This window comes from Acinetobacter sp. AL9, from assembly GCF_041464035.1.
In the GTDB taxonomy this organism is placed as follows: Bacteria; Pseudomonadota; Gammaproteobacteria; order Pseudomonadales; family Moraxellaceae; genus Acinetobacter; species Acinetobacter towneri.
Genome location: NZ_JAYFSK010000016.1, coordinates 14,908 through 39,076, shown reverse-complemented (window position 1 = coordinate 39,076; position 24,169 = coordinate 14,908). Strand labels below are relative to the sequence as shown.

Sequence of the window (24,169 nt, the reverse complement as noted above, 5' to 3'; positions counted from 1 at the left end):
ATAGCACAATTCGCTTTAAATAGGGGGTGAATTGATCAATCAAGCATGATTTTAAAATGATGTTTGAATGAAGAATGTGATAGGAATATGGGGCTTCATTACTGTTTTTCAAGTCAATTTCCTTTTTGCCCGCAAAATATTTTTATGATTGGGGCGAATCTCAAATAATGATACTAACTTGTTCATAAATACACAAATTTGCCGCAATGTTGCAAGCTGTCTATGTTGCAGTTTTTTGAAAAAAATAAATAAAACTTGACAATATTTATAAAGGCAGATAAATAGCGGCTAGACCCTTCACATTTTTTCATTCTGAGGTAGTTTTAGTGTCTTCTACAGATTTTGAACTAGATGATAACTACGGTGATGATGATGTTAATTTCGATGAGGCATCAAACAAAATAAGCGCGAAAGAATCTTTAGAAAAGCGCCGTTTGATTGATGATTTACTCGCACAACGTCGTTTGGAACGTGAGCTCAAAGATTTTGATTATGATTTTGACGATGACGACGATTTTGACGATGAAGATGACTAAAATCAGGTACTGTATCTGGCATTGAAAATGCTATGCTACACCCCTAAATTGACACCGATGGATTTGAAATGACTGCTTTAGATTTAGACCTGTTAAGTGAATATCTAGATGGTGACCAAAACGAGTATGGTCTAGACTTCGCTGCAACGCATGGTTTCTTGTGTGCCATTGCAGTTGGACCTCAATTTGACCCATGGTTAAATGAATTGTTTGAAGGCAACCAAAAGAAAGTGCCTGCTGAAATTATTGCGCAAATTCAGGCTTGGTTAGAAAGCATTCGCCAAAGTTTAGCCAATGAAGAAGGCATTGAGTTTCCATTTGAAATTGAAGAAGCAGAAGTTGATTCAAGTTTGGGTGATTGGAGCGTTGGCTTTGTCGATGCGATGTTCTTAAACGAAGAAGCATGGTTTACGCCTGAATTTGAAGAGCAATTGGTTGATTTAACTTTGCCAATGATGGTGTTTAGCGGCATTGATGAAGAAGATCCACAAATGGAATCTTTCCGTCGCAATGGTCAGTTAATGGACGAAATTGCAGAAGAAATTCCTGAAAACCTGAATGAATTATATTTGATGTACCACACGCCTGATTAATGGCTTGGTTTACATATTGTGTAATATGTAATCCTCATAAAAAAAACGCACTGCGCAAATCGCAGTGCGTTTTTTATTATGGCGCTTCAATGATCATGTTACCAATTAGCGTGTCGCACGATCCCAAGCATCTTTGACAGCAAATTTAGCTTGTTCCCACGTTAAGCGTGAACTACCTTTAATTTGCCCCCATTTGCTTCTTAGATCGGGCTCAACATCTTCGAAACGTGTGTGCGTATCATAATGTGGGCGGTTTTCATAACCAATGCGATAGGCATTTTGATAGTCACGATCATAATCTAAATCATGATAATGGTTGCGTGTTTCTGTAAAGTAGGTTGTATTTAAGCTATTGGTACGCCAGTAAGCTTCTTCTTCGGTAGGGTTCACAACTTCTGCTGCACCTTTACCTGCCAAACCACCCACTACAGCGCCTACAGCACCACCGACCACAGCACCTACTGGACCACCCAGCGCACCTACTGTTGCACCAGTAGCCGCACCGCCAACAGCACCTAAACCAGTACCGACAGGGTGTGCACCAGGTTCTCCTGTAATTGGATCGGCATTTAAGCGATCACGTTCTTCTTTTGGTAAGTTCTTAACCACATCACGGTCAATTTTTTCATTGCGTTCAAAATCTGACATTCGAATCACCTTTTTATCTTTGTATGCGTTATAGCGTTCCTATATTCATAAATCGCTATGAATAGGCTTAATCTACGCTGCTACAATGTAGGCTTATAGCCTATTCAGAATGCATTTCAGTTACAGCGCATGTCAGACGTAAATTTATGTGTGATATATCAGCCTGATGTTGATTTTAAGTGTTTGATGTTGCGGTTCAGTGTGAAATACGTACTTTAGGTAAGCTTATAAGTACTTTTTTTGATAATAACGGTTCGCATACCAACCATAGGCAACATGAAAAACTGCACCATGAATCGCAATCAAACACAGCATCACCACCGCAGCCAGTGCTAGTCCTGCTTTATCTGCAGCTTTTAAAATGGCTTCTGCATTCGGATTCATCAGCACCAAGAAAAACACAAAGAAGCTACCAATAATAATTGCCACCGCACTTGAGCCCCAAACCAGTTGAATTTTTTCATCACTGCTCGGTAAGCGTTGTTCTTTTTTGACAAAATGTCCTGCGCTAATGAATGCTGCGGCAATTAATGCAGGGAGCAAGGTCAAGCCACCTAAGTTCAGACCAAAAATCAATACGGTAATGAGTAAGACCAGCGTAATACTGTAAACCGCAGCAAAAAATAATAAATATGGTTTCATGTCTGATTTTCCCCAAAAAATTGATTCAATTGCGCAGCAACACAAGCATTAGTCACGCATTTTACGGCGATGCCTACGGTATAAAATAATTGCGATGACTAAGAGCACCAAGCCTATAATGACATGGCTGACCTGACTGAAAATTTGCTGCATCAATTGTTGGTTTTCACCAAAATAATAACCCACGCAAGCTAAAAAAGTGGTCCAAATTATTGTGCCTAAACCACTATAAAACATAAATTTCCAAAATGGCATGTGGCTCATGCCTGCAGGAATACTGATGAGAGAACGAATAGCGGGAATCATGCGCCCAAAAAATACAATCCGATGTCCATATTGTTCAAACCAATGCAGGGAGTTTCGGACGTCTTGTTCTTTAATCCATAGATATTTACCGTAGCGATTGACCCAGTGGTAAATACTTTCATGTTTGCAGCGATAACCTACCCAATATAACACTGCCGCTGCGAACAACGAGCCGATACAGCCTGCAATGATGACACCCAATAGCAGTAATTGCCCTTGCGATGCAGAATAGCCTGCAGAGGGCATAATAATTTCAGAAGGAACGGGTGGAAAAACATTATCCAGAAACATTAACAGGGCAATACCAAGGTAGCCCAGTTGTTCCATAATGGAAATAATCCATTCAGTTAAGTTCATGCAAGTTGTGCTTTAGAAAAGTGCTTCTATCCTAAGCAGTATTGGACGAACAGTAAAGTCTTGCGCAATTTAGACTTAATCAAGCTCTGCATGGGTCAGGGTATAGATATATACACGTCTTAAGCTATATGCCACAAGTATAGGAATGGCACAGAGCAGGGCGTAATTCAAGAAATGCGCTTGCAGATGGTAGCCCACAAATGCTGCAATAATACCGCCTAAAATTGCACCTAAAGCCACAATAAAAGTATGTGACTCATGTTCCAAACAATCTTGCATTGTTGTGCTATGCGCAGCAGTCACAGATTTTACAGGCGTAAAACGTAGTGTGTGCATTGAATTTGAAATTGTTGTTTTAGGCATAGCGTCACTCCTGATTGTGGCATATAAATTTAGGAATACATAACGATCCTTGAATTTTGGGTTATGGGAGATGTTGAGTTTGTGCTAAACATCTGCACCAATATAGCCACAGATTTTGTGGCTTATTTTGATTGAATGCTATCACCCAATCTGGGGATATTGCGCAATGCTTGGTAAACAAGCGTTGTATTTTTATGTTCTATGTAATCTTGCGTGAAGCATATATGTAGACATAAAAAATCCCCATACTGGATGAGGACTTTTACAATATGATTAGAGTGGTCGATACAACATCAACATGGCTTTTGTTAGACCTTGTTGATGTGTATGAGCCTGTACGGATTACAGACGTTTACGTTTAGCTGCGGCAATTTGTGATTGGCGCATACGGAAACCTTCTTTTTGTTTCTCACTGGTTTTATCAATACAGTACACACAAGATACGCCGTGTTCATAGCTTGGTAATTCAACTTCTTCAGGCAGTAATGGCCAACCGCAAGCATGACATTTGGTGTTTTGACCTTCTTGCATACCATGTGTCACCGCAGTACGGCCATCAAATACGAAACATTCACCTTCCCATAAGCTTTCATCTGCTGGTGTTTCTTCTAAGTATTTAAGTACGCCACCTTTTAAGTGATAAACCTCGGTAAAACCTTCTTGCAACAATAAAGAGGTCGATTTCTCACAACGAATCCCGCCTGTGCAGAACATCGCAATTTTTTTATCTTTATGCTGTTCTAGGTTTTGTTTCACATATTCTGGAAATTCACGGAACGTTTCAGTTTTCGGGTCAATTGCGCCCTTAAACGTTCCTGCTTTGTATTCATAGTCATTACGGGTATCAATCAGAATGACATCGTCACGGGCAATCAGTTCATTCCATTCTTTCGGGTCTAGGTAGTGACCGACTAAATCACGTGGTTTTACTTCTACACCCAAAGTCACAATTTCTTTTTTCAGCTTGATTTTCATTTTACGGAATGGCTTTTCAGAGCTGTGCGACTCTTTGTATTCCATTGTAGTAAAGCCTTCATTCAACAGAAATTGGTGAACTTGATCAATCGCGGCACGATCACCCGCTACAGTTCCATTAATGCCTTCACCTGCCACAATAAGAGTACCGCAAAGGTTGATTGAATTTACCAAATCTAATAAGCGTTGTTGAAGATCGGCAGGATCTGCAACTTCTTTGAATTGATAAAGTGCGGCAACAACCCAAGTCGTGGTCGCTGGCTGTTCTACAGGTGCAAGCTGTTCTACAGTAGCGTTCATGGAGTACTCCAATAGATGAAAGACAAAAATTTAAGGCGCATATTCTAACCTGCTTTGTGTGAATATGCGAGAAAACCGAGTGCGGTACATGGTTTTTAAAGCACGACACAACATTTTAAAAATGTAGCAGAACGGGGTATGATGCCACTCGTTTCAAAGAAGAATGTTGTGTTCATGTTGATGCGCCAACAGGTGTTGTTAAATATTGGAGTGTTGTGTTGAGTAAGGATCGTCAAATTGCCACTTTAACCCCGTGTGCAGGTCGTTGTTCTACGGTGTTTGGTGATGCTGTCTGTCGAGGTTGCCGTCGCTTTAACCATGAAGTGATTCGATGGAACAGCTATACGCCTGAACAACACACTGCCGTTTGGCGTCGTTTAGATGCACAGCTCGATCAGATTTTAGTGCCTATGTTGCCGTTTGCCGACCTGCGTCATGTTGAGGGGTTTATCCGCTCTAAGCGTGTGCGTTTACGAGATGATGCTTCAAAAGGGCGTAAGCTGTACCATGCACTGAAAATTTGTGAAAAAAATCGACATTTTACCGATGAAAGCGGCTTGGGCATTCACTACAAAGAAGTGCGACCTTTGTGGCAGGAGTTTGAACGTCGCGTGTTGGCGCTTGCAACCGCAAGTTATGATTTTGCATTTTTAAGGGCTGATGGTATTAGCCATAGCTTATTGCATAGCTTGCAAGATGATTAATTTGTAATTCTTGCGATTAAAGGCTAGAAAGACTTTTATTGAGCCATAAAAAACTCGCAAAATTTGCGAGTTTTTTTATTTTGTACAGGAATGGCTTAAGCCACTTGTACAGGAATACAGTTTGCAGTGTGGCTCACGGTATTGTCTGGGTTTGCATAGACCAAACGTGGTTCGTGTGCATTGGCTTCTGCTTCAGTGAAGTCACCAAAGGTTGCAATAATAATAATATCGCCTACATCGGCTTGGTGTGCAGCACCACCATTGACTGAAATGATGCCTGAGTTGTCTTCACCACGAATTGCATAAGTTGTGAAGCGCTTACCATTGGTCACGTTCCATACGTGGATTTCTTCATATTCACGAATGCCAGCCAAATCCATGAGTGTTCCGTCAATTGCACATGAACCTTCGTAGTGAAGTTCTGCATGAGTTACAAAAGCACGGTGGATTTTGCATTTTAATAAACGAGATAGCATGGTGAGCGTCTCCTTAGTGGACCTAAGATTTTATCTTATGGTTGAATTCAAACACTGCTTGCTGGATGTCAGTTCCGAGCAGAAAGCGCATTTTGCTCTGAAAATTGCGACATGGCAAGTGTGATTGTTCAACAATTGTGGATTCATCAGTTCGGTTTATAGGCATTGATTTGATTCATGGCTTGTTGTACTTCGCCATTGACCAGTAACTTGATACGACCTAATGCATGTGCAAGTGCATCATCCATTAAAGTTTGCTCGCTACTTGGTGCTTTGCTCAGTACATGACCAGACACGCGTTCTTTTGAACCTGGATGCCCAATACCAATGCGTAAACGATGGAAGTTTGGACCTGTGTGCGGCACGATGTCACGTAAACCATTATGTCCACCATGACCACCACCCGTTTTTAGGCGAATAATCCCTGGGTTCATATCCAGTTCATCATGAGCAATCAGCATTGCTTCAGGTGCAATTTGATAGAATTTGGCGAAGGGAACAACACTTTGACCAGAACGATTCATAAAGGTTGTGGGTAATAACAGACGAACGTCTTGACCTTCGATATTACCACGTCCGCTGATCCCGTGAAATTTAGGATCGGCTTTTAATGTAATGCCATATTGATCTGCAAGCTGTTCTACAAACCAGAAACCTGCATTATGGCGGGTTTGGGCATACTCTTTACCAGGGTTGCCCAAACCAACAATCAGTGAAATATTAGCCACTAATTACACCGTAAACACTTATGCGCGTTTGAAGTCAGCGTGCATAGGTGTGTTTTTAGCAGGGTGACGTTGTAAAGCTTGGATTTTAACGCTTTCAACTTTGTCGCCTACTTTGATTTCTACAACTTCTTCAAAGAAAGCATTGCTTTCTAAAGCTTTTACAAGCTCACGAAGTTCTAAAGTAACAGCTACTGGCTCAGCGTCGCCACCATAAATGATAGCTGGAACTAATGCAGCGTGACGAAGGCGGCGGCTCGCACCTTTCCCTTGGTTAGCTGCTTCACGCGCTTGAGCGTTTAATACGAAGTTTGCCATGATAGACATCCTTATTTTGAGTTTAAATAAACTAGATCTGCGACCAATCTAGTGATAGAAAACCCTGCCAATTGGCAGGGCTTTGAAAATTCAGCGCTCTATTATAGATAAGAATCGAACATTGCGCTAATAGATTCTTCGTTGTTAATACGACGAATTGTTTCTGCAACCATGCTCGCAACAGACACTTGACGGATTTTGCCAAGTGCTTGCGCTTCTTCTGAAAGAGGAATGGTGTCAGTTACAACCAATTCATCAATTACAGAATTTTTCAGGTTTTCAATCGCTTTGCCTGAAAGTACAGGGTGGGTAGCATAAGCAACAACGCGGCGAGCACCAAAAGTTTTAAGTGCATCGGCAGCTTTGCATAATGTACCTGCAGTATCCACCATGTCATCTACAATGACACAGTCACGATCTTTTACATCACCAATCAAATGCATCACTTGTGATTCATTCGCTTTTTGACGACGTTTATCGATAATTGCAAGATCGATATCACCCATTTGTTTTGCAACAGCGCGCGCACGAACCACACCACCAACGTCTGGTGAAACTACCATGAGATTGTCGTGTGACTGTTGACGCAGGTCAGCCAATAGCGCAGGCGTACCATAAATGTTGTCTACAGGGATGTCGAAGAAACCTTGAATTTGGTCTGCGTGCAAGTCAATCATCACTACACGGTCAATCCCTACAGTGGTGAGCATATCTGCAACCACTTTAGCGGTAATTGGAACACGTGTAGAACGAGGACGACGGTCTTGGCGGGCATAACCGAAGTAAGGAATAACGGCAGTAATACGACCTGCACTTGCACGACGCAACGCGTCAGCCATCACCAAGATTTCCATGAGGTTGTCATTGGTTGGCGCACAAGTAGGTTGTACGATAAATACGTCTTTACCACGGACATTCTCGGTAATCTCTACAGCAATCTCACCATCAGAGAAGGTAGAAACTGATGCAGCACCTAAAGGAATGTGCAAGTGGCTTACGACTTTTTGAGCGAATTGTGGATGCGCGGTTCCACTAAAAACGACAAGATTGGGCATGAAGCACCCTTGGCGGTTGGTGTATGTAGGAATAGATGGCAGGGGTAGCTGGATTCGAACCAACGGATGCCGATATCAAAAACCGGTGCCTTACCACTTGGCGATACCCCTAATGCGGCAGAACTTTAATATTTTTACTGCGTTCTGTCAAGGTAAATTAACAGGATAGCGGTAATATTGGGGGTTCTGTCTAATGCGAGAAAATGGCAGGGGTAGCTGGATTCGAACCAACGGATGCCGATATCAAAAACCGGTGCCTTACCACTTGGCGATACCCCTAGATTTGATCACTGTAAGATGGCAGGGGTAGCTGGATTCGAACCAACGGATGCCGATATCAAAAACCGGTGCCTTACCACTTGGCGATACCCCTAATACAGTAATCTACAGGTGAAAGAGATGGCAGGGGTAGCTGGATTCGAACCAACGGATGCCGATATCAAAAACCGGTGCCTTACCACTTGGCGATACCCCTATTGTACTGTGAAATGTCGTAATGGAGATTCATCTAAGCTGTTCACAACGTACGCAGTACATGGTGAGTGTGCCAAAATGTCGTCTACATTCATTTCTGCAGTCACTTCAGTAAAGACACAAGCACCTGTACCTGTAAGCTTTGCTTGACCAAATTGGTCTAAATAACGCATTGCTTCATCAACTTCGGGGTATAAATTTCGTGCCACAGGCTCAAAATTATTTCCAAAGTCAGATGGCTTTATCTGATAGCCGCAGAATTTAGTGGGCTTCGTGTTTCTTGTCAATGTTTTTTGTGAAAAAAGTAGTTGAGTGCTGATAAAACAGTCAGGTTTTAACACAATATATTGTTTTGGGGCTAAGTCTATGAATGTTAACTGTTCACCAATGCCTTCTGCCCATGCATTACGACCATGCACAAAGATAGGTACATCTGCTCCGAGCTGTAAACCAAGTTCAGCTAGTTTTTGAGTATCCAAGCCACATTGCCAAAGTTGATTGACTACAATTAAGGTGGTTGCGGCATTGGATGAACCTCCGCCAAGCCCTGCACCCATAGGGATGTACTTCTCAATTGAAATATTTAAACCTGTGGCTTGTTTCGCGTAAGGTTTTAAAATTTGCGTGGCTTTGTAAATCAGGTTTTGCTCTAAATCGACACTATTTAAGCCCTGAATTTGAACAGTCTGCGTAGCATTGACTTCAAATTCTAACCAGTCGTATAAATCAATCAGTTGAAAAATCGTCTGCAATTCATGGTAGCCGTTGTCACGACGCCCAGTAATGTGCAAAAACAGATTTAATTTGGCAGGTGAGGGTACACGAATCATGGCGAAACTTGGCAAGTGATTAACGATTTTGGATGAGCATTGTAATACGGTTTTCTTGCCCTGATTCAAGTGCTTGTTTCAAAATCAGACGGTTTGGCAAACTGGCACTGTCGTTATAGCTTAAATCGACTGTCCAGCCATCTTCAATAAATTGAGTTGGGCGCTGTTGGGGGTCTTTTTGAATTTGGGCATTGACCGTTGCAGGTCGGGCTTGTACCCAATCGACCAAGTGGGTGATGGGCGCTTGCCAACCTGTGGCTTGTTCTAACAGTTCTTCAGGACTTTCGGCATAAATTATCCCTGTTTTGGCACTGTTGAGGGTGACTTGTCCTGGTTGTCCGCTAATTTGCGTTTTACCAACGCCCAAAATGCCGCTCAGTTCAATATCAAACTGCTGTTGCTGCTGTACCCAAGTAAAAAAGGCACTGCCAGATTGCTGCGGAGTGCGCACACCAATTTTGCCTTGTAGGTTAAATTGATTTTCGGCTTCAACTTGCTGTGAAATGTTGGCTGGTTTTTGTACGAAAGGCTGACAACCTGTCAGTACAAGGCTACTGGTGGCAAAAAGGGTTAATCCTAATTTTGAAAATAAACGCATGAATCATTTAACTCTTTTAACTGGCTGCGGTAACAATAGCGAATTTAATTGTTGCAATTGCGGATCATTCGGATGATTTTGTTGTAATTGTTGTAACACTTGGCTGAATTTTTGAATATCGCCTTGCATATACAACGATTTTGCATAACGTGAGCCAATCGCAGCACTATGACTCAGGGCGTAAGCTTTTTCTAAAGCTTGTGCCGAAGCGGTGTAGTCATTTTGCAAATAGCTGACATAACCTAAAGTATCTAAAATAGAGGCCTGTTCAGGTGCAAACTCAAGTGCTTGTTCTACATAGCGACGTGCTTCATCCAAACGGCGATTTTGCAGTGCAAGGGTATAGGCGTAGGCATTTAAATAGGTTGGGCTGTTCGGCTCAATTTCCAGTAACTTGGTGAGCAGTTGATCCAGTTTGTCTTTTTCCTGATGTGCATCGAGCAGTAAGACTTCTGAATAGATCAGGTCAGGATCATCGGGCAGGTTTTTGATGGCTTCATCTAACAAACGCAGAGCTGCTTTTTTATTGTCCATGCGTTTTAAAATATCGGCCTGTGCCTGATATAAAAAACTGGCATGCTGCGGATAGTTGACCCGTTCCTGCGTTAAAAAGCGCAGGGCATCGTTCAGTTTATCTTGCTGGGCAAAAATACTGATCATGTTGCGACGTGAAACCGTATAGAGGCTACCATCCACCAAACGATAATAGGCTTTGGCTGTTTCAAAGTGCTGTTTACGTTCGGCATTGACCGCTAAATAAAAATAGGCTTCGTTTTGATATTGTGCCGAATAGCGTAGCTCTACCAAATACTTTTCGGCTTTTTCGTATTGTTTTAAGTCAATACTGGTCAAACCTGCAATAAATAAGGCTTCATCTTCCGTAGGCCATTTTTTTAAAATAGCTTCTAGCTTTGTTAGCGCCAAAGTGGCTTCATTTTTTTTGACCAGATATTTGGCTTCGGCTAAACGGACTTCAAAGTTATTGTTGTGCTTACGGCTAGATTTAGCATACCAAGCTGCCGTTTCTTCTTCATTGCCAAGTACGCTCAACAAATTGGCTTTCATTAAAATATAGCCAGTGACTTTCGGGCGTTTACGCAGCGCTCGGTTAATGGTATCGAGCGCGGCTTGATATTGTCCATTTTGCGCTTTTAAACCTGCAATCAATACCAAAATAGATGGATTGTCTTTGGCTTTGCTGGTGCGCAGGGCTTGAATCAGAAATTCACGGTCTTCTACAGATTCAGGGGAAATTCCCGCCAAAATTTGTTCTAAGTCAGCCGTGGCATCAATATTTAGAATTTTATCTAAGGTTTCTGCAGCCAAGTCATATTCATGCGCTTTGAGTGCAATGTGCGCCAAATAAAACAGTGCAGGGACATCGGATGGTTCTTGTACCACCCAATGTGTTGCAATATCTAATGCGGCACGTAGGTCATTTTGTTCAATGGCAATATTCAGGGCGCGTTGTTTAATGGAAGTCGAATTGTTCTTAATTGCCAAGACCGTGTAGTTGTGTAATGCAGTTGGAATATCACCATAAGCCAAGGCAAATTCTGCCACCATGGTTTGTTTTACCGCATTATAATTTGAATTTGCATGATAAATTTCTTCAGATGCTCTAAGATGAGCAACTGAAGCCATGCTACCGACCAGTAAGAATGTGGTAGAATATTGCTTAATTGTCGCGCCGTATGGTCGGCTATTTGTTTGACGCAATTTTTCTTGATCCAAGTAATGCTTTTTATGACACCGTTATTGCACAATAGCATAAATTTAGCGAAATGATGATCTGATATGTCTTTCTTTGCATTGGGTGTCAACCATCAAACCGCCTCTGTAGAATTGCGCGAGCAAATTGCATTTAACCCAGAAAAGTTAAGTGCCTTACTTGCTGAGCAAAGCCAACATCCCGAACTGAATGATTTGGTGGTGGTGTCTACCTGCAACCGTACCGAAGTCTACGCCATGTCTGAACATCCAGAACAGGTGTTGGATTGGCTTGCACACGTCAATGGTATTGATGCGAAGCAATTGAGTCGTCATGTTTATCGTTATGAAAATGCACAGGCGGTGTCGCATTTAATGCGCGTAGCCAGTGGGCTAGATTCACTCATGTTGGGTGAGCCGCAAATTTTAGGTCAGGTCAAAACTGCGCTGTCTTTAGCCAAAGACTCACATACGGTTTCGCAACAACTCAACCGAATTTTTGAATATGCGTTTTATGCTGCCAAACGGGTACGTTCAGAAACTGCCGTAGGCAGCCATGCCGTGTCTATGGGTTATGCGGTAGCGCAACTGGCGTTACAAGTATTTAGCCATCCTGAAAAACTAACAGTGATGGTGGTGGCTGCAGGCGAAATGAATAGCCTTGTGGCGAAGCATTTGGCCGAGATGGGCGTCGCTAAAATTTTAATTTGTAACCGTACCCGCGCCCGCGCCGAAACTTTGGCACAAGAAATTGCGCATCGGGTTGAAGTTGAAATTATTGAATTTGATCAGTTAGCAGCCAATTTACACCGCGCTGATGTAATTTCAAGCTGTACGGGTAGTTTGCATCAGGTGATTGCTTATCCTGAAGTGAAAGCAGCGTTAAAGAAACGTCGCTATCAGCAAATGTTGTTGGTCGATTTGGCCGTACCACGTGATATTGATCCTAAAATTGAAAATTTGGATGGCGTGTATTTGTACGGGGTCGATGACCTGCAAAGCGTGATTGATGAAAACTTGGCGCAGCGTCGTCAGGCGGCTGTGGAAGCAGAGCTAATGGTCAATCAGCTTGTGACTGAGTTGGTGACCCATCAAAAAGTTCAGCAAGCAGGTGCGACCATTCATGCTTACCGTGAACATGGCGAAAGCTTGCGTCAGGAAGAATTAAATTTGGCGATGGCGCGTATTGCCAAAGGTGAAGATGCTGCACAAGTTATGCAAGAATTTTCCTATCGTTTAACCCAAAAACTGCTGCATCCAACTTCTATTTTATTGCGTGAAGCAGCCAAAGGTGATGAGCCTGAATGTTTTGAGTTTATGCAGGAAAATTTAGCAGCGACTGCCAAACGTCGTCGCAAATAAGTAAGATTAACGTGATTTACAAAAAAGATTTTTGACGATACAAACTTAATCTAATCAGACCAGATCGCTTATTCCTCTAACAAGGTCAGCGATCTTTTTTTATCAATTTCATAAATTTGATGTTTCAATCGCTTCATTTCTTCAATACTGCTGAATTTTTTGGAGCGAATTTTTTGCTGTAAACAGTCGTATTGCAATTTGGTCGAAAAATCCTGCGCCAATTTATCGACGTGTTCAGGAGAAGTCGTGTAATCACTGACATTGGCTTGTTGTAAAATGCGCTGTAATTCATAGTGATACGCTGAGCATGCACCCAAAATATAATATTTGGCTTGTTCAGGATCATCGGGTAGATCATCAAAAATAGTATTTAAAATATTTAAGATTTGGTGTAGCAGATGATCATTTGGAATCAGCGCACGTAACGGTTCAAAGTGAATATACAAATACGGGTGATTGATTAGAATCGCAATCACATATTCTTCGGCATCGACTTTGGTGCTAAAACTTAAAGATGCATCGTTATTGGTCTGTGCCTGCCATTTACGGTTAAAGCCTAACTTTTCACGGAAAAACTGTTGCAGCAAATAGCGATAAGAACCCGTTTTGGGCAAAAGTTCGGTCAACTGCCGCAGTTCACCCATGACCTGACTTTTGCCTTCAGGGGTACTGATATTATGGTTTTGGGTGAGATGCGCAAAGACAAAATCTGATAGCAAAGGTGCTTGATCTAATAAACGTCGGAAATTTTCGATGCCTTCACGACGAATAAGTGAGTCAGGGTCGTGCTCATTGGGTAAAACAAAGAACTTCAGTTCACGTCCATCATTGAGCAAAGGCAGTGCAATTTCCAGTGTACGACGTGCGGCTTTTTGACCTGCGGCATCGCCATCAAACGCGATGGTAATGCGGTTGTTTTGGCGGAATAGAATGTTTAAATGATCGGTATTACTGGCTGTACCGAGTGTCGCTACAGCACCATGAATGCCGTATTGCTGCAAGGCAATCACATCCATATAGCCTTCGACCATTAAATAATCTTGGGCTTTTTGTTTGCGTCCTTCATATAAACCATAGAGCAATTGGTTTTTATGAAACACTTCCGAATCGGGCGAGTTGATGTATTTGGGTTTGATTTCATCATTAAGTGCGCGACCACCAAAGCCGACCACACGTCCTTTGCTGTCACGGATTGGAAAAATCACCCGATCACGTAATAAATCGAAGTCACGTCCCTTGTCACTGGTACGAATTAAGCCTAGCAGTTTTAAACCTGCAATGTCTTGCGGAAAGGCTTTTTCTAAATGCTGCCAATCTTCGGGTGCGTAACCCAAGCGCCAAAACTGCAAGGTTTGTGCGGTTAAACCACGTTTTTGAAAATACTGTTGCGCGGCAGGGCTGTGCGGCAATTGCTGCTCATAATATTGCGCTATATTTTCTAGCAAGTCGTATAAGTTGCCTTCTTGTGCAGGTGTGTCCTGCATGGTGTCCCATTGCTCAAAACCTGCAAACGGGTCGGCATTGTTTTGAAATTCCGAGTTTGCGTATTCAGTACTTTGAAACTCGGCAAAAGGATCAAAGTCGATGCCTGTAGCATCAAAAGCATGTTCGCTTGATGTGGTTTGAACTGCAGAAGTTTCATTCTGGTCTTTTGCTGTTGGCTTGGGTTGAGCTATCGATGTTGGCTTTTTGGCTTCACGTTTATAAGAGAGTTTTTTATTGTCGTGCTGATCTTTTGGGAGTTCGATGCCTGTTTGACTGGCCAAGTCTTTCATGACATCTACAAAATTGCGGTTATCAATATCCATTAAAAAACGGATGGCGTTACCATTTGCCTGACAGCCAAAGCAATGATAATACTGCTTGTCACGGTAAACGTGAAAAGACGGGGTTTTTTCCTGATGGAACGGGCAGCAGCCCGAATAGGTACGACCAGTTTTTTTTAATTTCACGCGCTGGCTAATCAGATCGACAATATCAGTGCGATCTAAAATTTGATCAATCGTGTGCTGTGGAATGGCCATACGGTTTTGTCTGTTTATCTCTTGGTAGTGAAAGGTTCGCCGAACAGGTTGAATACATCAGACTGTGCTGATTGACTCAATGAGTATTCTCTTTTGTATCTTTTTCTAGGACAGGAAACAAGCCCATAAAAGAACAAAGGGCAAGTATCATAACTTGCCCTTTGCATTTTTCAAAACTGAAAAATCAGTCGGAATGGTTTTATTCAGTGCTGTCGTTTTGAGATTTTGGACGATCGAGCAAGCCAAAACTCAAACGGTTGGTGAGGCTGCGTGATGGCTCTGCTTGTGCTTTAGTATCTGACTGTTGTGTTTCAGTGCTGCTTTGCGCTTCACGTCCGAAAATACCCAAAGTTGCACGGTTAATCCAGCTTGCGTCATGACGGGCAGCACGTAAATTCACGCTACCATCTGCTTTAACCAAATTTGGATAGTTCAGTTTCAACACATCAATATATTGCTGAGCTGTGGCTTGATCGCCCAGTTTGCCATAACCATAAGCCACCGTTGCCAATGCTTCTGGAATTTGTGGAGTTTGCGGATAATGCTCAACTACCCACAATGAACGCTCTACTGCAGCCACCCATGCTTTACGTTTAATGTTATAACGTGCTGCATTCATTTCGGCTTCTGCCAGTTCCTGACCAATAAACTGCATACGCTGTGCAGCATCTACCGCATAAGTGCTCGATGGATAGCGACGGATAAAATCGACAAAGTTTTGATACGCTAGTTTTAAATAGCTGACATCACGGTGCGCTTGCTTGAGCGAGGTATAACGCAACAAACCATCATAGTTTTGTTCCATATTCGCTACGCCACGTACATAGTAGGCATAATCGGCTTTAGGATGCTGCGGGTTCATGCGGATAAAACGATCTGCAACAGCAATTGCGCCTTCATAATCTTTTTGCTGGAATTTTGCATACAACAATTCAAGCTGCGCCTGCTGCGCATAATCACCCGTTGGGTAATAGGTTTCTAAAGCTTCAAGATGCTTAACGGCATCGGTGTATTGACCACGATCCAGTGCTTTTTCTGCTTTTTCAATATAAACTTGTTCGCTAGATTGCGGACCAGTATCGACCACTTCTTTTTTTGGATTGCTGCTACAGCCCACAATTGCAGACGCAACGCCGAGTGAAAGAGCAAGCATTGTTATTTTATAACGTGGTAGCGACATAAAAATTCCTCTGTTAATACGGGCAATGAGCTACAATTGCGCTATTAAACCACTTTTGTCTGAATGAGCAAATGAGTCAAGCACAATCTACCCATTCCAATTTACCTGAAACTGAGTTCAATTTACTTGAAGATGCTGAGGATGCAGATAACCATACTTCAGACTCAACTGCAACACGTTTATCGTTGCAATTTCAATTGGATGACAGCCACTTAGGACTACGCATCGACCAAGTTGCAGCCATCATTTGGAGTGAATTTTCACGTGAAAAGCTAAAACAGTGGCTCAAAGACGGTCATTTGTTGGTAAATGGTAACACGGTCAAACCTAAATATAAGTGTGAAGGTGATGAGCTTCTTACCCTAGAAGTCGAGCTTGAAGCGCAAACCCGCAGCCTGCCTGAAGATATTCCACTGGATATTATTTATGAAGATGATGACATCATGGTGATTAATAAACCTGTGGGCATGGTGGTGCATCCGGGGGCGGGAAATAGCTCTGGAACTCTGGTAAATGCCTTGCTGCATCATTATCCAAAATCGGCAGAGTTAACTCGTGCAGGTTTGGTGCATCGTATTGATAAAGATACTTCGGGTTTGCTGGTGGTTGCCAAAAATCTGGAAGCACAGTTTGCCTTGACCAAGCAACTGGCGAAAAAGTCAGTTTATCGTTTATACGACTTGGTGGTGTACGGCAACATGATTGCGGGAGGCACTGTCGATGAGCCGATTAAACGCCATCCTGTAGATCGAGTGAAAATGGCTGTTTTGCCGGGCGGCAAAGACGCCGTCACACATTACAATGTTAAAGAACGCTTTCAGCATTTCACTCGTGTTCAGGCGCGTTTGGAAACTGGACGTACTCATCAAATTCGTGTGCATCTAAGTTATATTGGTTATGGTTTGGTTGGCGATCCTGTTTATACGCCACGTGTACGTGTGCCAGCAGGCGCATCGGCATTATTAAACGATACCTTGCGTAACTTTAAACGTCAGGCCTTACATGCCGTCAAACTCGGTTTGGTGCATCCACGTACTCAAGAAGAAATGATGTTTGAAGCGCCGTGGCCTGAAGACTTTAAACAATTGGTAGACGTGTTACGCAGTGAAAATGCTGCCTATTAATTGTTGCATAGACAGCATTAACAAGATCAACTCAGATACGGCAATGCCAGAAAACGACTAAGGATAGATTTATGCAATTTGTTCAAGGATTACCTGCAGGTGTGTATGTTGGGCAAACCCGCATACAACATGTGCAAGCTTTAGCGACAGACTGTGCCGATGTATCTGGTTTTAATCTGGCGCTGCATGTGCAGGATGATGCATGGCGTGTGCAGCAGCATCGTATGAGTTTACTGGCAGAGTTTGCTGAATATGGGGTCGATAAAATGACGTGGATGACGCAAACACATAGCGTGTTGTGTCAGACCATTAATGAGCAAATCACTTGTGAAGCTTTAGAAGGCGATGGTTTGGTCACTCAGCGTAAAGCGCATGCTTTAATGATGATGACCGCAGACTGTTTACCTGTGGTTTTGGGCAATGCCGAAGGCACTGAGGTTGCGAATCTGCATGCAGGCTGGCGTGGTCTTGCCAACGGTATTATCGAAAACACCATCGTCGAAATGCAAAGTGCTCCAACATGGGCGTGGTTGGGTGCGGCTATTAGTCAGCCGTGTTTTGAAGTTGGGGCTGAGGTGAAACAGGCATTTTGCGATAAATATCCTGAATTAGACACGGCTTTTATTGCAGGGCAGCAGCAAGGTAAATATCTTGCTGACTTGTATGCGATCGCGCGTTTTATTTTGCAGCAGCATGGTGTTACAACGGTCTTGGGCGGTGATCAGTGCTCGTATCAACAAGCCGATGATTACTATTCTTACCGCCGTCAAGCACGTACAGGACGTATGGCAACATTCGTGTTTATGCAGGCTTAGTGTTAAACTTGACTTAATTATTTAGTTTTAAACATTCTCATGTCAGTGACTCATTCAACATCTTCTTGCGCTGCTATTCGTGTGGCGGTGGTTTATCACAGTCCTTATGGTCATACTGCTAAGGTGGCACAGCATATTGCACAAGGTGCTGCGCAAATGGATGCTCAGGTGACTTTGATGGATGTGGCTGAAATTGAATGGGATAGCCTAGATCAAGCCGATATTATCATTATGGGCTGTCCAACTTATATGGGCAGCATTACTTCGGCTTTAAAACAGTTTATGGAGCAATCGTCTAAGCGTTGGTTGGCCAGAACTTGGCAGGGCAAACTGGCGGCAGGTTTTACCAATGGCGGTGGTTTAAGTGGCGATAAACTGGCGGTGCTGCAACAAATTAATTTATTTGCGATGCAGCATGGCATGTTGTGGTCAGGTTTACCGTTTATGCCGACAGGGCGTAGTCCACACGATATTAACCGCATGTCGAGCTTTTTGGGTTTAATGACGCAGTCTGATAATGCCAGTGTTGAAGTTACGCCACCCGAAGGTGATTTGGAAACTGCAGTCAAATTTGGTAAATATTTGGTGGAATTAAAACTTAAAGACTAAGCATTTTTAGTTTTACAACTTCCATAAAAAATGCTCGATGTTGATCTCGAGCATTTTTTATGGGCGGAATGTGCAAAATTATTTGTGCATCAAACGTGCTTTATCACGCTGCCAATCGCGGTCTTTTTCAGAAGCGCGTTTATCGTGCAATTGTTTACCTTTCACCAAAGCAATTTCAAGCTTCGCTAAAGGGCCTTTCCAATAACATGCTAAAGGTACGCAAGAATAACCTTTTTGATTGACTGCACCCATCAACTTTTCAATTTCACGTCGTGAAAGTAAGAGTTTGCGGGTACGGGTCGCTTCAGGCACTACATGCGTTGAAGCCGACAAGAGTGGTTGAATTTGTGCACCAAATAAAAAGGCTTCATTGTCACGAAACAGGATATAACTTTCGGTAATAGTCATACGTCCTGCACGCAAAGATTTGACTTCCCAACCTTGCAAAGAAAGTCCTGCTTCAAATTTTTCTTCAATAAAATAATCGTGGCGTGCACGTTTATTCTGTGCAATTGTTCCGCCCGTATTTTTTTTAACTACAGTTAGCTTCGCCATATTCAATTACTTCCAAACTTATGACTATTGTGCCTCAAACCAAGGCTTGCTGACAAATCAAAATCATCACAACTGTTGGCTAAACTGCTTTGATATTTCATAATTTGGTAGACTTTAGTTCACTAAAATTTTTTGTATTTGTTAAACTAACTTTGACAAAACCAACTAGAGCATAATGGATGTCTAAAACTCGCGTAATTTATCCGGGCACCTTTGACCCGATTACTAATGGTCATATTGACTTGGTGACACGTGCTGCAAAAATGTTTGATGAAGTCGTGGTCGCAATTGCCATTGGACATCATAAAAATCCAATTTTTACTTTGGAAGAACGTGTGGAATTGGCACAGGCATCTTTAAAGCATTTGCCTAATGTTGAATTTGTCGGATTTGATGGTTTATTGGTTAATTTTTTCCGTGAGCAAAATGCGACTGCAGTTTTGCGTGGTTTGCGTGCTGTTTCAGATTTTGAATACGAATTTCAGTTGGCAAATATGAACCGTCAATTAGATGCGAAATATGAAGCGGTATTTCTGACTCCTTCAGAGCAATATTCATTTATTTCTTCTACATTAGTTCGTGAAATTGCACGCTTAAAAGGTGATGTGACTAAATTTGTTGCACCTGTTGTGGTCGAAGCCTTTGAGCGTAAATTACGACAAGGTTGGTAGCGTGTCTTTATATATTACCGATGAATGTATTAACTGTGATGTCTGTGAACCTGTATGCCCAAATGAGGCAATTTATATGGGTGAGCTGATTTATGAGATTAATCCAGCATTATGTACTGAATGTGTAGGACATCACGAGCAGCCGCAGTGTCAGTTATTTTGCCCAGTCGATTGTATTCCGCTCGATCCAGAGCATGTAGAAACACAGGAACAATTGCTGGAAAAATATAAAAACCTGATTGCTCAAAAAAGCGCAAGCAATTAACTTATAATTTTGCTAAGATGCGCCTTCGAAGTGAACCAGACGATCGCTGCTGTGGAGGTCTCCGTGACTGAAACAGGGGAGGAAAGTCCGGGCTTCATAGGGCAGGGTGCCAGGTAACGCCTGGGCGGCGTGAGCCGACGGAAAGTGCAGCAGAGAGTAGACCGCCTTCGTATGGTTTCTTTTTCGGAAGAAATTGAAGGTAAGGGTGAAAGGGTGCGGTAAGAGCGCACCGCATGGCTGGTAACAGTTCATGGCATGGTAAACCCCACCAGAAGCAAGACCAAATAGGAATCCTGAGGTACGGCCCGTACTGGATTCGGGTAGGTCGCTTGAGCGTATGAGTGATTGTACGCCTAGAGGAATGATCGTTCTCGACAGAACCCGGCTTATCGGTTCACTTCACCAAATTTTAAGCAATTGATGCGTGATAAGGCTTGACGTTGCCTAGATTACAGCAGATAATGCGCGCACAGTTTTTGGCTATGTAGCTCAGTTGGTTAGAGCACCGCACTCATAATGCGGGGGTCACAGGTTCAAGTCCCGTCATAGCCACCATTTTTCAGACCACGTTCACTAACGTGGTCTTTTTTTGTTTAAAATTTATTTGTGCAATCTATTTGAGCTGTATCTAGTTGAATCTGCATTTGTAGGTTTTGAATCTGTTGCCAATTGGCTTGTTGATCAAAGTGAGCAAAAATTTTGGCATCGACCTGATTTAATTTTTTTAGCGAAATGTGTTGTGATGCACAATAACGCCCTACAGCACGCTCATAAGCCAGTTGTTGCTGCGCTGCAGCATTGAGTTGATGTGCCGTTAAAATCTTTTGCTGCCCTTTGGCATAAGCAACCAAGACACGTCGGTCTGCGATGCTATAACTCATTTTAGAATTAATAAATTGCGCAACATCACGCCGTACACCGTTGTAATCTACAAAAATAGGTGAAACCAAAGCGCAGGAACTTAAGCCAACAACAAGGCTACTCAGTATTATAGACTTCAAGATCATGGTTGAATTTATTCTCTTTTTTCTGTGTGACTTGATATAGATTTTGCTGCAAATATTTAAGAATCTCCGTAAGAAAATAGTAATTTGATTAAAATTAAACAAATTGCACTGTTTTTGCTTAAACTGTGAGCGTTTGTAAATTAAAATACTTGACGATGCAGGGCTAAGTTTAGATAATGCGCACACAGTTTATGGCTATGTAGCTCAGTTGGTTAGAGCACCGCACTCATAATGCGGGGGTCACAGGTTCAAGTCCCGTCATAGCCACCATTTTTATAGACTAAGCTCTCAGCTTGGTCTTTTTTTATGTCAAAATTTTAGGCTACTTTTTGCAGCATTGGTTTAATGGCAGGTACAAAAAAACCAAGCCGTAGCTTGGTTTTTTATATCTTTGTTTAAGCAATGCTTTAGCGTTAAATCCCTGCTTTCCAACCATTGACGAGCGGATAGCGACGTTCACGACCAAAAGCGCGTGAACTAATACGTGGTCCTAATGCACCTTGGCGACGCTTGTACTCGTTGCGATCAACCAATTGAATGACTTTCTCGACCATCGCGCGTTCAAAGCCTTTGCTAATGATGTCTTCTTGGCTCTGATCTTCTTCAATATACGCATACAAAATCGCATCGAGCACTTCGTATGGTGGTAAAGAATCTTGGTCTTTTTGGTCAGGACGTAATTCTGCTGAAGGTGGGCGCGTGATCACACGCTCAGGAATCACAGGAGTATCGGCAATACTGTTACGGTATTTAGCCAGTTCAAACACAATGGTTTTGTACACATCTTTGAGTACCGCATAACCACCGACCATATCGCCATAAAGCGTGCAATAGCCAACTGCTAACTCAGATTTGTTACCTGTAGAAAGCACGAGGTTACCAAACTTATTCGACAGACCCATTAAGATTGTGCCGCGGGCACGGGCTTGTAGATTTTCTTCTGTGGTATCGCTAGGGCTGTTACCAAAGAAAGGATACAGCGTTTGCATAAAGCTATTTACGATCGGATGAATTTCGGCAATACCAAAAGTCACGCCTAAAGTTTTGGCTTGCTCTGCAGCATCTTCCACACTAATTTGCGCGGTATAAGTGTACGGCATCATTACCGCTTGTACCTTATCTGCACCAATTGCATCAACCGCAATAGCAAGAGTGAGCGCTGAATCAATTCCGCCCGACAAGCCAAGAATTACACCAGGGAAGCCAGAGCGTTGCACGTAGTCACGGGTTGCGAGCACTAAACCTTGATAGATTTCTGCAAGGGTGTCTAAAGCTGGGCTAATTTCGGCAGTTTTAAAGTGCTTCTGTGCAGCGTCATATTCTGCGTAGAATAAACCTTCTTGGTAGGTTGGGGCTTGTAATGCAACATTGCCTGCTTGGTTAATCACAAAGCTCGTACCATCGAAGATTAAATCATCTTGACCGCCAACTTGGTTTACATACACCACATTGAGATGTAATTGTTTTGCCAGTTCGGTCATGGTCTGTACACGATGCTGCGGTTTACCCACTTCATAAGGCGATGCGTTCAAGACCAATGCAGTTTCTACATTCAACTGTGCCAATTGCTGCACGGTTGGCAAAGACCATAAATCTTCGCAAATCAAAACGCCAAATTTATGACCAAGGTATTCAAAAACTAAGTGTTGATGACCTTCATCAAAATAGCGTTTTTCATCAAATACAGCATAATTTGGTAAATTTTGCTTGTTGTAAATACCTAAGATGTTGCCATCTTTCATGACGGCAGCCGAGTTAAAGCGCTGACCATCTTCAGTTTCATTGACAAAGCCGAAAACTAAAACAATATCTTTAATTTCACGTAATTGTTCAAATGCTTGTTGTGTGCGTTGATTCAAGCTTGGGCGCAGTAATAAATCTTCTGCAGGGTAGCCCAAAATTGAAAGTTCAGGAAAAATAATCAAATCTGCATGTTGTTTTTTCGCTTCATTTGCTTGTTCAAGCATTTTTTGCGCGTTTGCTTCGAGATTGCCAATGTGTGGAGAGAACTGTGCAAGGGCAATTTTAAAAGATTTCATTTAAATTAAGTCCTATTCCTATAGGTGTAGAATACACGTAAGTGGCTGATGATTATTGTTATAAAAATTTCAGCGTAGTGTATTGTGGATTAAACGACTGCCGAAAGGCACAAATAAAAACCATTTATTATCTAACAGATAAAGATCTTATTTTGCGGTGCAAAAATAGAGACTTTTGCTATTTTATCGTAATTTAGAATAGATGCTAGCATCGAATACACTTTATTCTTGTATGCTGCAGAATATCACTGAAATATGACAGAATTTTTATGCTATTTATTTGAAATTATTATATTTTAAGATTGGGCTTGTCTGTGGTTTTAAGTCGGATCGCTCAAGTTAAAGAATATTCAGTTAAGCAATTGGTTTTGGTGGATTCAGAATAATATTGTCAATTTTTTTCAGGAAAATATCTTTAGCGATGTCGCCTTGTTGTTCAATGTTATAGGCAAAAAAAGGCTTGTTTGTAATCAATTGATAGCGATATGGATTGTACTGTTTAAAGCTTAAATAATATGCCGTTTGTAAGAGTGCGCCATGTAGCAAGACATTGATTTTCTGTTGATATTGCAAGACATGCGCCATTTCGTGAATAAAAATGGCTTGATAGCCTAAATGTGCTTGAGTGTAGTCTGAACGGTAATGCAAATTGCGCACATGAATATCACCACAGGGTGCCATAAATATATGTTGTGGTTGCCAAGGTAAATAGGGGTGATTCATGACTCTGACTTTGCTGTAGTCAATTAAATGGCCGAACACAGACTGGCAGAGCTGTATTTCTGCAGGTGTTAAGTAGCGATATTTAAACTGCGCAAGTTTTAAAAAACGCATGAGCAGACTTAAAAATAAGAAATGCAGTTGCAGCATGTAAATTGATCATGAAAGGCTGACATTAAAAATATAGC

Annotated in this window: 27 protein-coding genes, 6 tRNA genes and 1 other RNA gene; 12 read left to right on the top strand and 22 right to left on the bottom strand. The window is 42.2% G+C overall.

The window, feature by feature from the left end; all coding sequences use genetic code 11:
• Positions 1-326: 326 nt before the first annotated feature.
• Positions 327-536 (top strand): PA3496 family putative envelope integrity protein, encoded by a 210-nt coding sequence (locus ACEO2X_RS05895; RefSeq protein WP_004972246.1) that lies wholly within the window; start codon positions 327-329, stop codon positions 534-536.
• 68 nt (positions 537-604) lie between these two features.
• Positions 605-1,129: a YecA family protein gene (locus tag ACEO2X_RS05890; RefSeq protein WP_004972244.1), complete on the top strand. Its 525-nt coding sequence runs from the start codon at positions 605-607 to the stop codon at positions 1,127-1,129.
• 105 nt (positions 1,130-1,234) lie between these two features.
• On the opposite strand, the gene ACEO2X_RS05885 is transcribed toward ACEO2X_RS05890, so the two are convergent.
• The 5 genes from ACEO2X_RS05885 to ACEO2X_RS05865 form a co-directional block, all read right to left on the bottom strand.
• Positions 1,235-1,777 (bottom strand): hypothetical protein, encoded by a 543-nt coding sequence (locus ACEO2X_RS05885; protein ID WP_131260684.1) that lies wholly within the window; start codon positions 1,775-1,777, stop codon positions 1,235-1,237.
• A gap of 225 nt (positions 1,778-2,002) precedes the next feature.
• Complete coding sequence (locus tag ACEO2X_RS05880) at positions 2,003-2,419, bottom strand: ABZJ_00895 family protein (RefSeq protein ID WP_004972241.1); 417 nt, start codon at positions 2,417-2,419, stop codon at positions 2,003-2,005.
• Positions 2,420-2,467: 48 nt separating this feature from the next.
• Entirely contained in the window at positions 2,468-3,082 is a 615-nt protein-coding gene (locus ACEO2X_RS05875) for a DedA family protein (protein WP_004972240.1), read from the bottom strand.
• A gap of 75 nt (positions 3,083-3,157) precedes the next feature.
• On the bottom strand, positions 3,158-3,445 hold the full coding sequence (locus tag ACEO2X_RS05870) for a hypothetical protein (RefSeq protein ID WP_004972238.1): 288 nt from the start codon (positions 3,443-3,445) through the stop codon (positions 3,158-3,160).
• A 342-nt stretch (positions 3,446-3,787) separates the two neighbouring features.
• Positions 3,788-4,720, bottom strand: coding sequence for a rhodanese-related sulfurtransferase (locus ACEO2X_RS05865; protein ID WP_104853141.1), 933 nt, complete (start codon positions 4,718-4,720; stop codon positions 3,788-3,790).
• 218 nt (positions 4,721-4,938) lie between these two features.
• On the opposite strand from ACEO2X_RS05865, the gene ACEO2X_RS05860 reads away from it, so the two are divergent.
• Entirely contained in the window at positions 4,939-5,424 is a 486-nt protein-coding gene (locus ACEO2X_RS05860; RefSeq protein ID WP_180005774.1) for a DUF1289 domain-containing protein, read from the top strand.
• A gap of 95 nt (positions 5,425-5,519) precedes the next feature.
• On the opposite strand, the gene panD is transcribed toward ACEO2X_RS05860, so the two are convergent.
• From panD to ACEO2X_RS05805, 11 genes are all read right to left on the bottom strand, one after another.
• Positions 5,520-5,900, bottom strand: a complete 381-nt coding sequence (gene panD / locus ACEO2X_RS05855; RefSeq protein ID WP_004972232.1) for an aspartate 1-decarboxylase — start codon at positions 5,898-5,900, stop codon at positions 5,520-5,522.
• 146 nt (positions 5,901-6,046) lie between these two features.
• The gene (pth, locus tag ACEO2X_RS05850; protein ID WP_178318531.1) at positions 6,047-6,628 is read right to left on the bottom strand and encodes an aminoacyl-tRNA hydrolase; all 582 of its coding nucleotides are present in this window, start codon (positions 6,626-6,628) and stop codon (positions 6,047-6,049) included.
• Positions 6,629-6,646: 18 nt separating this feature from the next.
• Positions 6,647-6,943: a 50S ribosomal protein L25 gene (gene rplY / locus ACEO2X_RS05845; protein WP_168418024.1), complete on the bottom strand. Its 297-nt coding sequence runs from the start codon at positions 6,941-6,943 to the stop codon at positions 6,647-6,649.
• A 101-nt stretch (positions 6,944-7,044) separates the two neighbouring features.
• Positions 7,045-7,998, bottom strand: coding sequence for a ribose-phosphate pyrophosphokinase (locus ACEO2X_RS05840; RefSeq protein WP_004972226.1), 954 nt, complete (start codon positions 7,996-7,998; stop codon positions 7,045-7,047).
• A 36-nt stretch (positions 7,999-8,034) separates the two neighbouring features.
• Positions 8,035-8,109: transfer RNA gene (locus tag ACEO2X_RS05835), tRNA-Gln, on the bottom strand.
• Positions 8,110-8,202: 93 nt separating this feature from the next.
• Positions 8,203-8,277: transfer RNA gene (locus tag ACEO2X_RS05830), tRNA-Gln, on the bottom strand.
• A 19-nt stretch (positions 8,278-8,296) separates the two neighbouring features.
• A tRNA-Gln gene (locus tag ACEO2X_RS05825) sits at positions 8,297-8,371 on the bottom strand.
• Positions 8,372-8,398: 27 nt separating this feature from the next.
• Positions 8,399-8,473: transfer RNA gene (locus ACEO2X_RS05820), tRNA-Gln, on the bottom strand.
• A complete protein-coding gene (gene ispE, locus ACEO2X_RS05815) occupies positions 8,472-9,302 on the bottom strand; it encodes a 4-(cytidine 5'-diphospho)-2-C-methyl-D-erythritol kinase (protein ID WP_104853142.1) in 831 nt (276 codons plus the stop codon). The genes ACEO2X_RS05820 and ispE overlap by 2 nt, the downstream gene beginning before the upstream one ends.
• Positions 9,303-9,321: 19 nt before the next feature.
• Positions 9,322-9,900, bottom strand: coding sequence for a lipoprotein insertase outer membrane protein LolB (gene lolB, locus ACEO2X_RS05810; protein ID WP_004972223.1), 579 nt, complete (start codon positions 9,898-9,900; stop codon positions 9,322-9,324).
• Between the two features lie 3 nt (positions 9,901-9,903).
• Positions 9,904-11,619, bottom strand: a complete 1,716-nt coding sequence (locus ACEO2X_RS05805; RefSeq protein WP_180168176.1) for a tetratricopeptide repeat protein — start codon at positions 11,617-11,619, stop codon at positions 9,904-9,906.
• A gap of 78 nt (positions 11,620-11,697) precedes the next feature.
• Here ACEO2X_RS05805 and hemA point away from each other — a divergent pair, with 78 nt between their 5' ends.
• Positions 11,698-12,972 (top strand): glutamyl-tRNA reductase, encoded by a 1,275-nt coding sequence (gene hemA / locus ACEO2X_RS05800; RefSeq protein ID WP_004972216.1) that lies wholly within the window; start codon positions 11,698-11,700, stop codon positions 12,970-12,972.
• A gap of 68 nt (positions 12,973-13,040) precedes the next feature.
• Here hemA and ACEO2X_RS05795 read toward each other — a convergent pair whose 3' ends face one another.
• Both ACEO2X_RS05795 and ACEO2X_RS05790 read right to left on the bottom strand, forming a co-directional pair.
• Positions 13,041-14,996, bottom strand: a complete 1,956-nt coding sequence (locus tag ACEO2X_RS05795) for a DNA primase (protein ID WP_026438292.1) — start codon at positions 14,994-14,996, stop codon at positions 13,041-13,043.
• Positions 14,997-15,195: 199 nt separating this feature from the next.
• On the bottom strand, positions 15,196-16,176 hold the full coding sequence (locus tag ACEO2X_RS05790) for an outer membrane protein assembly factor BamD (RefSeq protein WP_180061196.1): 981 nt from the start codon (positions 16,174-16,176) through the stop codon (positions 15,196-15,198).
• A gap of 71 nt (positions 16,177-16,247) precedes the next feature.
• On the opposite strand from ACEO2X_RS05790, the gene rluD reads away from it, so the two are divergent.
• From rluD to ACEO2X_RS05775, 3 genes are all read left to right on the top strand, one after another.
• On the top strand, positions 16,248-17,300 hold the full coding sequence (rluD, locus tag ACEO2X_RS05785; protein ID WP_004972212.1) for a 23S rRNA pseudouridine(1911/1915/1917) synthase RluD: 1,053 nt from the start codon (positions 16,248-16,250) through the stop codon (positions 17,298-17,300).
• A gap of 71 nt (positions 17,301-17,371) precedes the next feature.
• On the top strand, positions 17,372-18,115 hold the full coding sequence (pgeF, locus tag ACEO2X_RS05780; protein ID WP_167845845.1) for a peptidoglycan editing factor PgeF: 744 nt from the start codon (positions 17,372-17,374) through the stop codon (positions 18,113-18,115).
• Positions 18,116-18,154: 39 nt separating this feature from the next.
• The gene (locus ACEO2X_RS05775; protein WP_004972210.1) at positions 18,155-18,724 is read left to right on the top strand and encodes a flavodoxin family protein; all 570 of its coding nucleotides are present in this window, start codon (positions 18,155-18,157) and stop codon (positions 18,722-18,724) included.
• Positions 18,725-18,802: 78 nt separating this feature from the next.
• Here ACEO2X_RS05775 and smpB read toward each other — a convergent pair whose 3' ends face one another.
• Entirely contained in the window at positions 18,803-19,279 is a 477-nt protein-coding gene (gene smpB / locus ACEO2X_RS05770; protein ID WP_004972209.1) for an SsrA-binding protein SmpB, read from the bottom strand.
• Positions 19,280-19,458: 179 nt separating this feature from the next.
• On the opposite strand from smpB, the gene coaD reads away from it, so the two are divergent.
• From coaD to ACEO2X_RS05750, 4 genes are all read left to right on the top strand, one after another.
• Complete coding sequence (gene coaD / locus ACEO2X_RS05765; RefSeq protein ID WP_004972207.1) at positions 19,459-19,950, top strand: pantetheine-phosphate adenylyltransferase; 492 nt, start codon at positions 19,459-19,461, stop codon at positions 19,948-19,950.
• A gap of 1 nt (position 19,951) precedes the next feature.
• Entirely contained in the window at positions 19,952-20,215 is a 264-nt protein-coding gene (locus ACEO2X_RS05760; RefSeq protein ID WP_371971209.1) for a YfhL family 4Fe-4S dicluster ferredoxin, read from the top strand.
• A 27-nt stretch (positions 20,216-20,242) separates the two neighbouring features.
• An RNA gene (gene rnpB / locus ACEO2X_RS05755) (RNase P RNA component class A) lies at positions 20,243-20,620 on the top strand.
• Between the two features lie 73 nt (positions 20,621-20,693).
• Positions 20,694-20,770 (top strand) — tRNA-Met (locus tag ACEO2X_RS05750).
• Between the two features lie 38 nt (positions 20,771-20,808).
• On the opposite strand, the gene ACEO2X_RS05745 is transcribed toward ACEO2X_RS05750, so the two are convergent.
• Positions 20,809-21,222 (bottom strand): hypothetical protein, encoded by a 414-nt coding sequence (locus tag ACEO2X_RS05745; RefSeq protein WP_371971207.1) that lies wholly within the window; start codon positions 21,220-21,222, stop codon positions 20,809-20,811.
• A gap of 193 nt (positions 21,223-21,415) precedes the next feature.
• Between ACEO2X_RS05745 and ACEO2X_RS05740 the strand changes: the two genes are divergently transcribed.
• A tRNA-Met gene (locus tag ACEO2X_RS05740) sits at positions 21,416-21,492 on the top strand.
• A gap of 143 nt (positions 21,493-21,635) precedes the next feature.
• On the opposite strand, the gene ACEO2X_RS05735 is transcribed toward ACEO2X_RS05740, so the two are convergent.
• Both ACEO2X_RS05735 and ACEO2X_RS05730 read right to left on the bottom strand, forming a co-directional pair.
• Complete coding sequence (locus tag ACEO2X_RS05735; protein WP_004972204.1) at positions 21,636-23,261, bottom strand: NAD+ synthase; 1,626 nt, start codon at positions 23,259-23,261, stop codon at positions 21,636-21,638.
• Positions 23,262-23,615: 354 nt separating this feature from the next.
• Positions 23,616-24,131, bottom strand: coding sequence for a hypothetical protein (locus ACEO2X_RS05730; protein WP_371971205.1), 516 nt, complete (start codon positions 24,129-24,131; stop codon positions 23,616-23,618).
• Between the last annotated feature and the right edge of the window lie 38 nt (positions 24,132-24,169).

Excerpts from the sequence above, each read along its gene's own strand:
- ACEO2X_RS05730 (WP_371971205.1), bottom strand. The coding sequence starts at position 24,131 with ATGCTGCAACTGCATTTCTTATTTTTAAGTCTGCTCATGCGTTTTTTA.
- ACEO2X_RS05890 (WP_004972244.1), top strand. The coding sequence starts at position 605 with ATGACTGCTTTAGATTTAGACCTGTTAAGTGAATATCTAGATGGTGAC.
- coaD (WP_004972207.1), top strand. The coding sequence starts at position 19,459 with ATGTCTAAAACTCGCGTAATTTATCCGGGCACCTTTGACCCGATTACT.
- lolB (WP_004972223.1), bottom strand. The coding sequence starts at position 9,900 with ATGCGTTTATTTTCAAAATTAGGATTAACCCTTTTTGCCACCAGTAGC.
- rluD (WP_004972212.1), top strand. The coding sequence starts at position 16,248 with ATGAGTCAAGCACAATCTACCCATTCCAATTTACCTGAAACTGAGTTC.
- pgeF (WP_167845845.1), top strand. The coding sequence starts at position 17,372 with ATGCAATTTGTTCAAGGATTACCTGCAGGTGTGTATGTTGGGCAAACC.
- ACEO2X_RS05795 (WP_026438292.1), bottom strand. The coding sequence starts at position 14,996 with ATGGCCATTCCACAGCACACGATTGATCAAATTTTAGATCGCACTGAT.
- ACEO2X_RS05885 (WP_131260684.1), bottom strand. The coding sequence starts at position 1,777 with ATGTCAGATTTTGAACGCAATGAAAAAATTGACCGTGATGTGGTTAAG.
- ACEO2X_RS05875 (WP_004972240.1), bottom strand. The coding sequence starts at position 3,082 with ATGAACTTAACTGAATGGATTATTTCCATTATGGAACAACTGGGCTAC.
- ACEO2X_RS05745 (WP_371971207.1), bottom strand. The coding sequence starts at position 21,222 with ATGATCTTGAAGTCTATAATACTGAGTAGCCTTGTTGTTGGCTTAAGT.
- rplY (WP_168418024.1), bottom strand. The coding sequence starts at position 6,943 with ATGGCAAACTTCGTATTAAACGCTCAAGCGCGTGAAGCAGCTAACCAA.
- hemA (WP_004972216.1), top strand. The coding sequence starts at position 11,698 with ATGTCTTTCTTTGCATTGGGTGTCAACCATCAAACCGCCTCTGTAGAA.
- ACEO2X_RS05840 (WP_004972226.1), bottom strand. The coding sequence starts at position 7,998 with ATGCCCAATCTTGTCGTTTTTAGTGGAACCGCGCATCCACAATTCGCT.
- ACEO2X_RS05775 (WP_004972210.1), top strand. The coding sequence starts at position 18,155 with ATGTCAGTGACTCATTCAACATCTTCTTGCGCTGCTATTCGTGTGGCG.
- ACEO2X_RS05790 (WP_180061196.1), bottom strand. The coding sequence starts at position 16,176 with ATGTCGCTACCACGTTATAAAATAACAATGCTTGCTCTTTCACTCGGC.
- ispE (WP_104853142.1), bottom strand. The coding sequence starts at position 9,302 with ATGATTCGTGTACCCTCACCTGCCAAATTAAATCTGTTTTTGCACATT.
- ACEO2X_RS05735 (WP_004972204.1), bottom strand. The coding sequence starts at position 23,261 with ATGAAATCTTTTAAAATTGCCCTTGCACAGTTCTCTCCACACATTGGC.
- smpB (WP_004972209.1), bottom strand. The coding sequence starts at position 19,279 with ATGGCGAAGCTAACTGTAGTTAAAAAAAATACGGGCGGAACAATTGCA.
- panD (WP_004972232.1), bottom strand. The coding sequence starts at position 5,900 with ATGCTATCTCGTTTATTAAAATGCAAAATCCACCGTGCTTTTGTAACT.
- ACEO2X_RS05870 (WP_004972238.1), bottom strand. The coding sequence starts at position 3,445 with ATGCCTAAAACAACAATTTCAAATTCAATGCACACACTACGTTTTACG.
- ACEO2X_RS05865 (WP_104853141.1), bottom strand. The coding sequence starts at position 4,720 with ATGAACGCTACTGTAGAACAGCTTGCACCTGTAGAACAGCCAGCGACC.
- ACEO2X_RS05880 (WP_004972241.1), bottom strand. The coding sequence starts at position 2,419 with ATGAAACCATATTTATTATTTTTTGCTGCGGTTTACAGTATTACGCTG.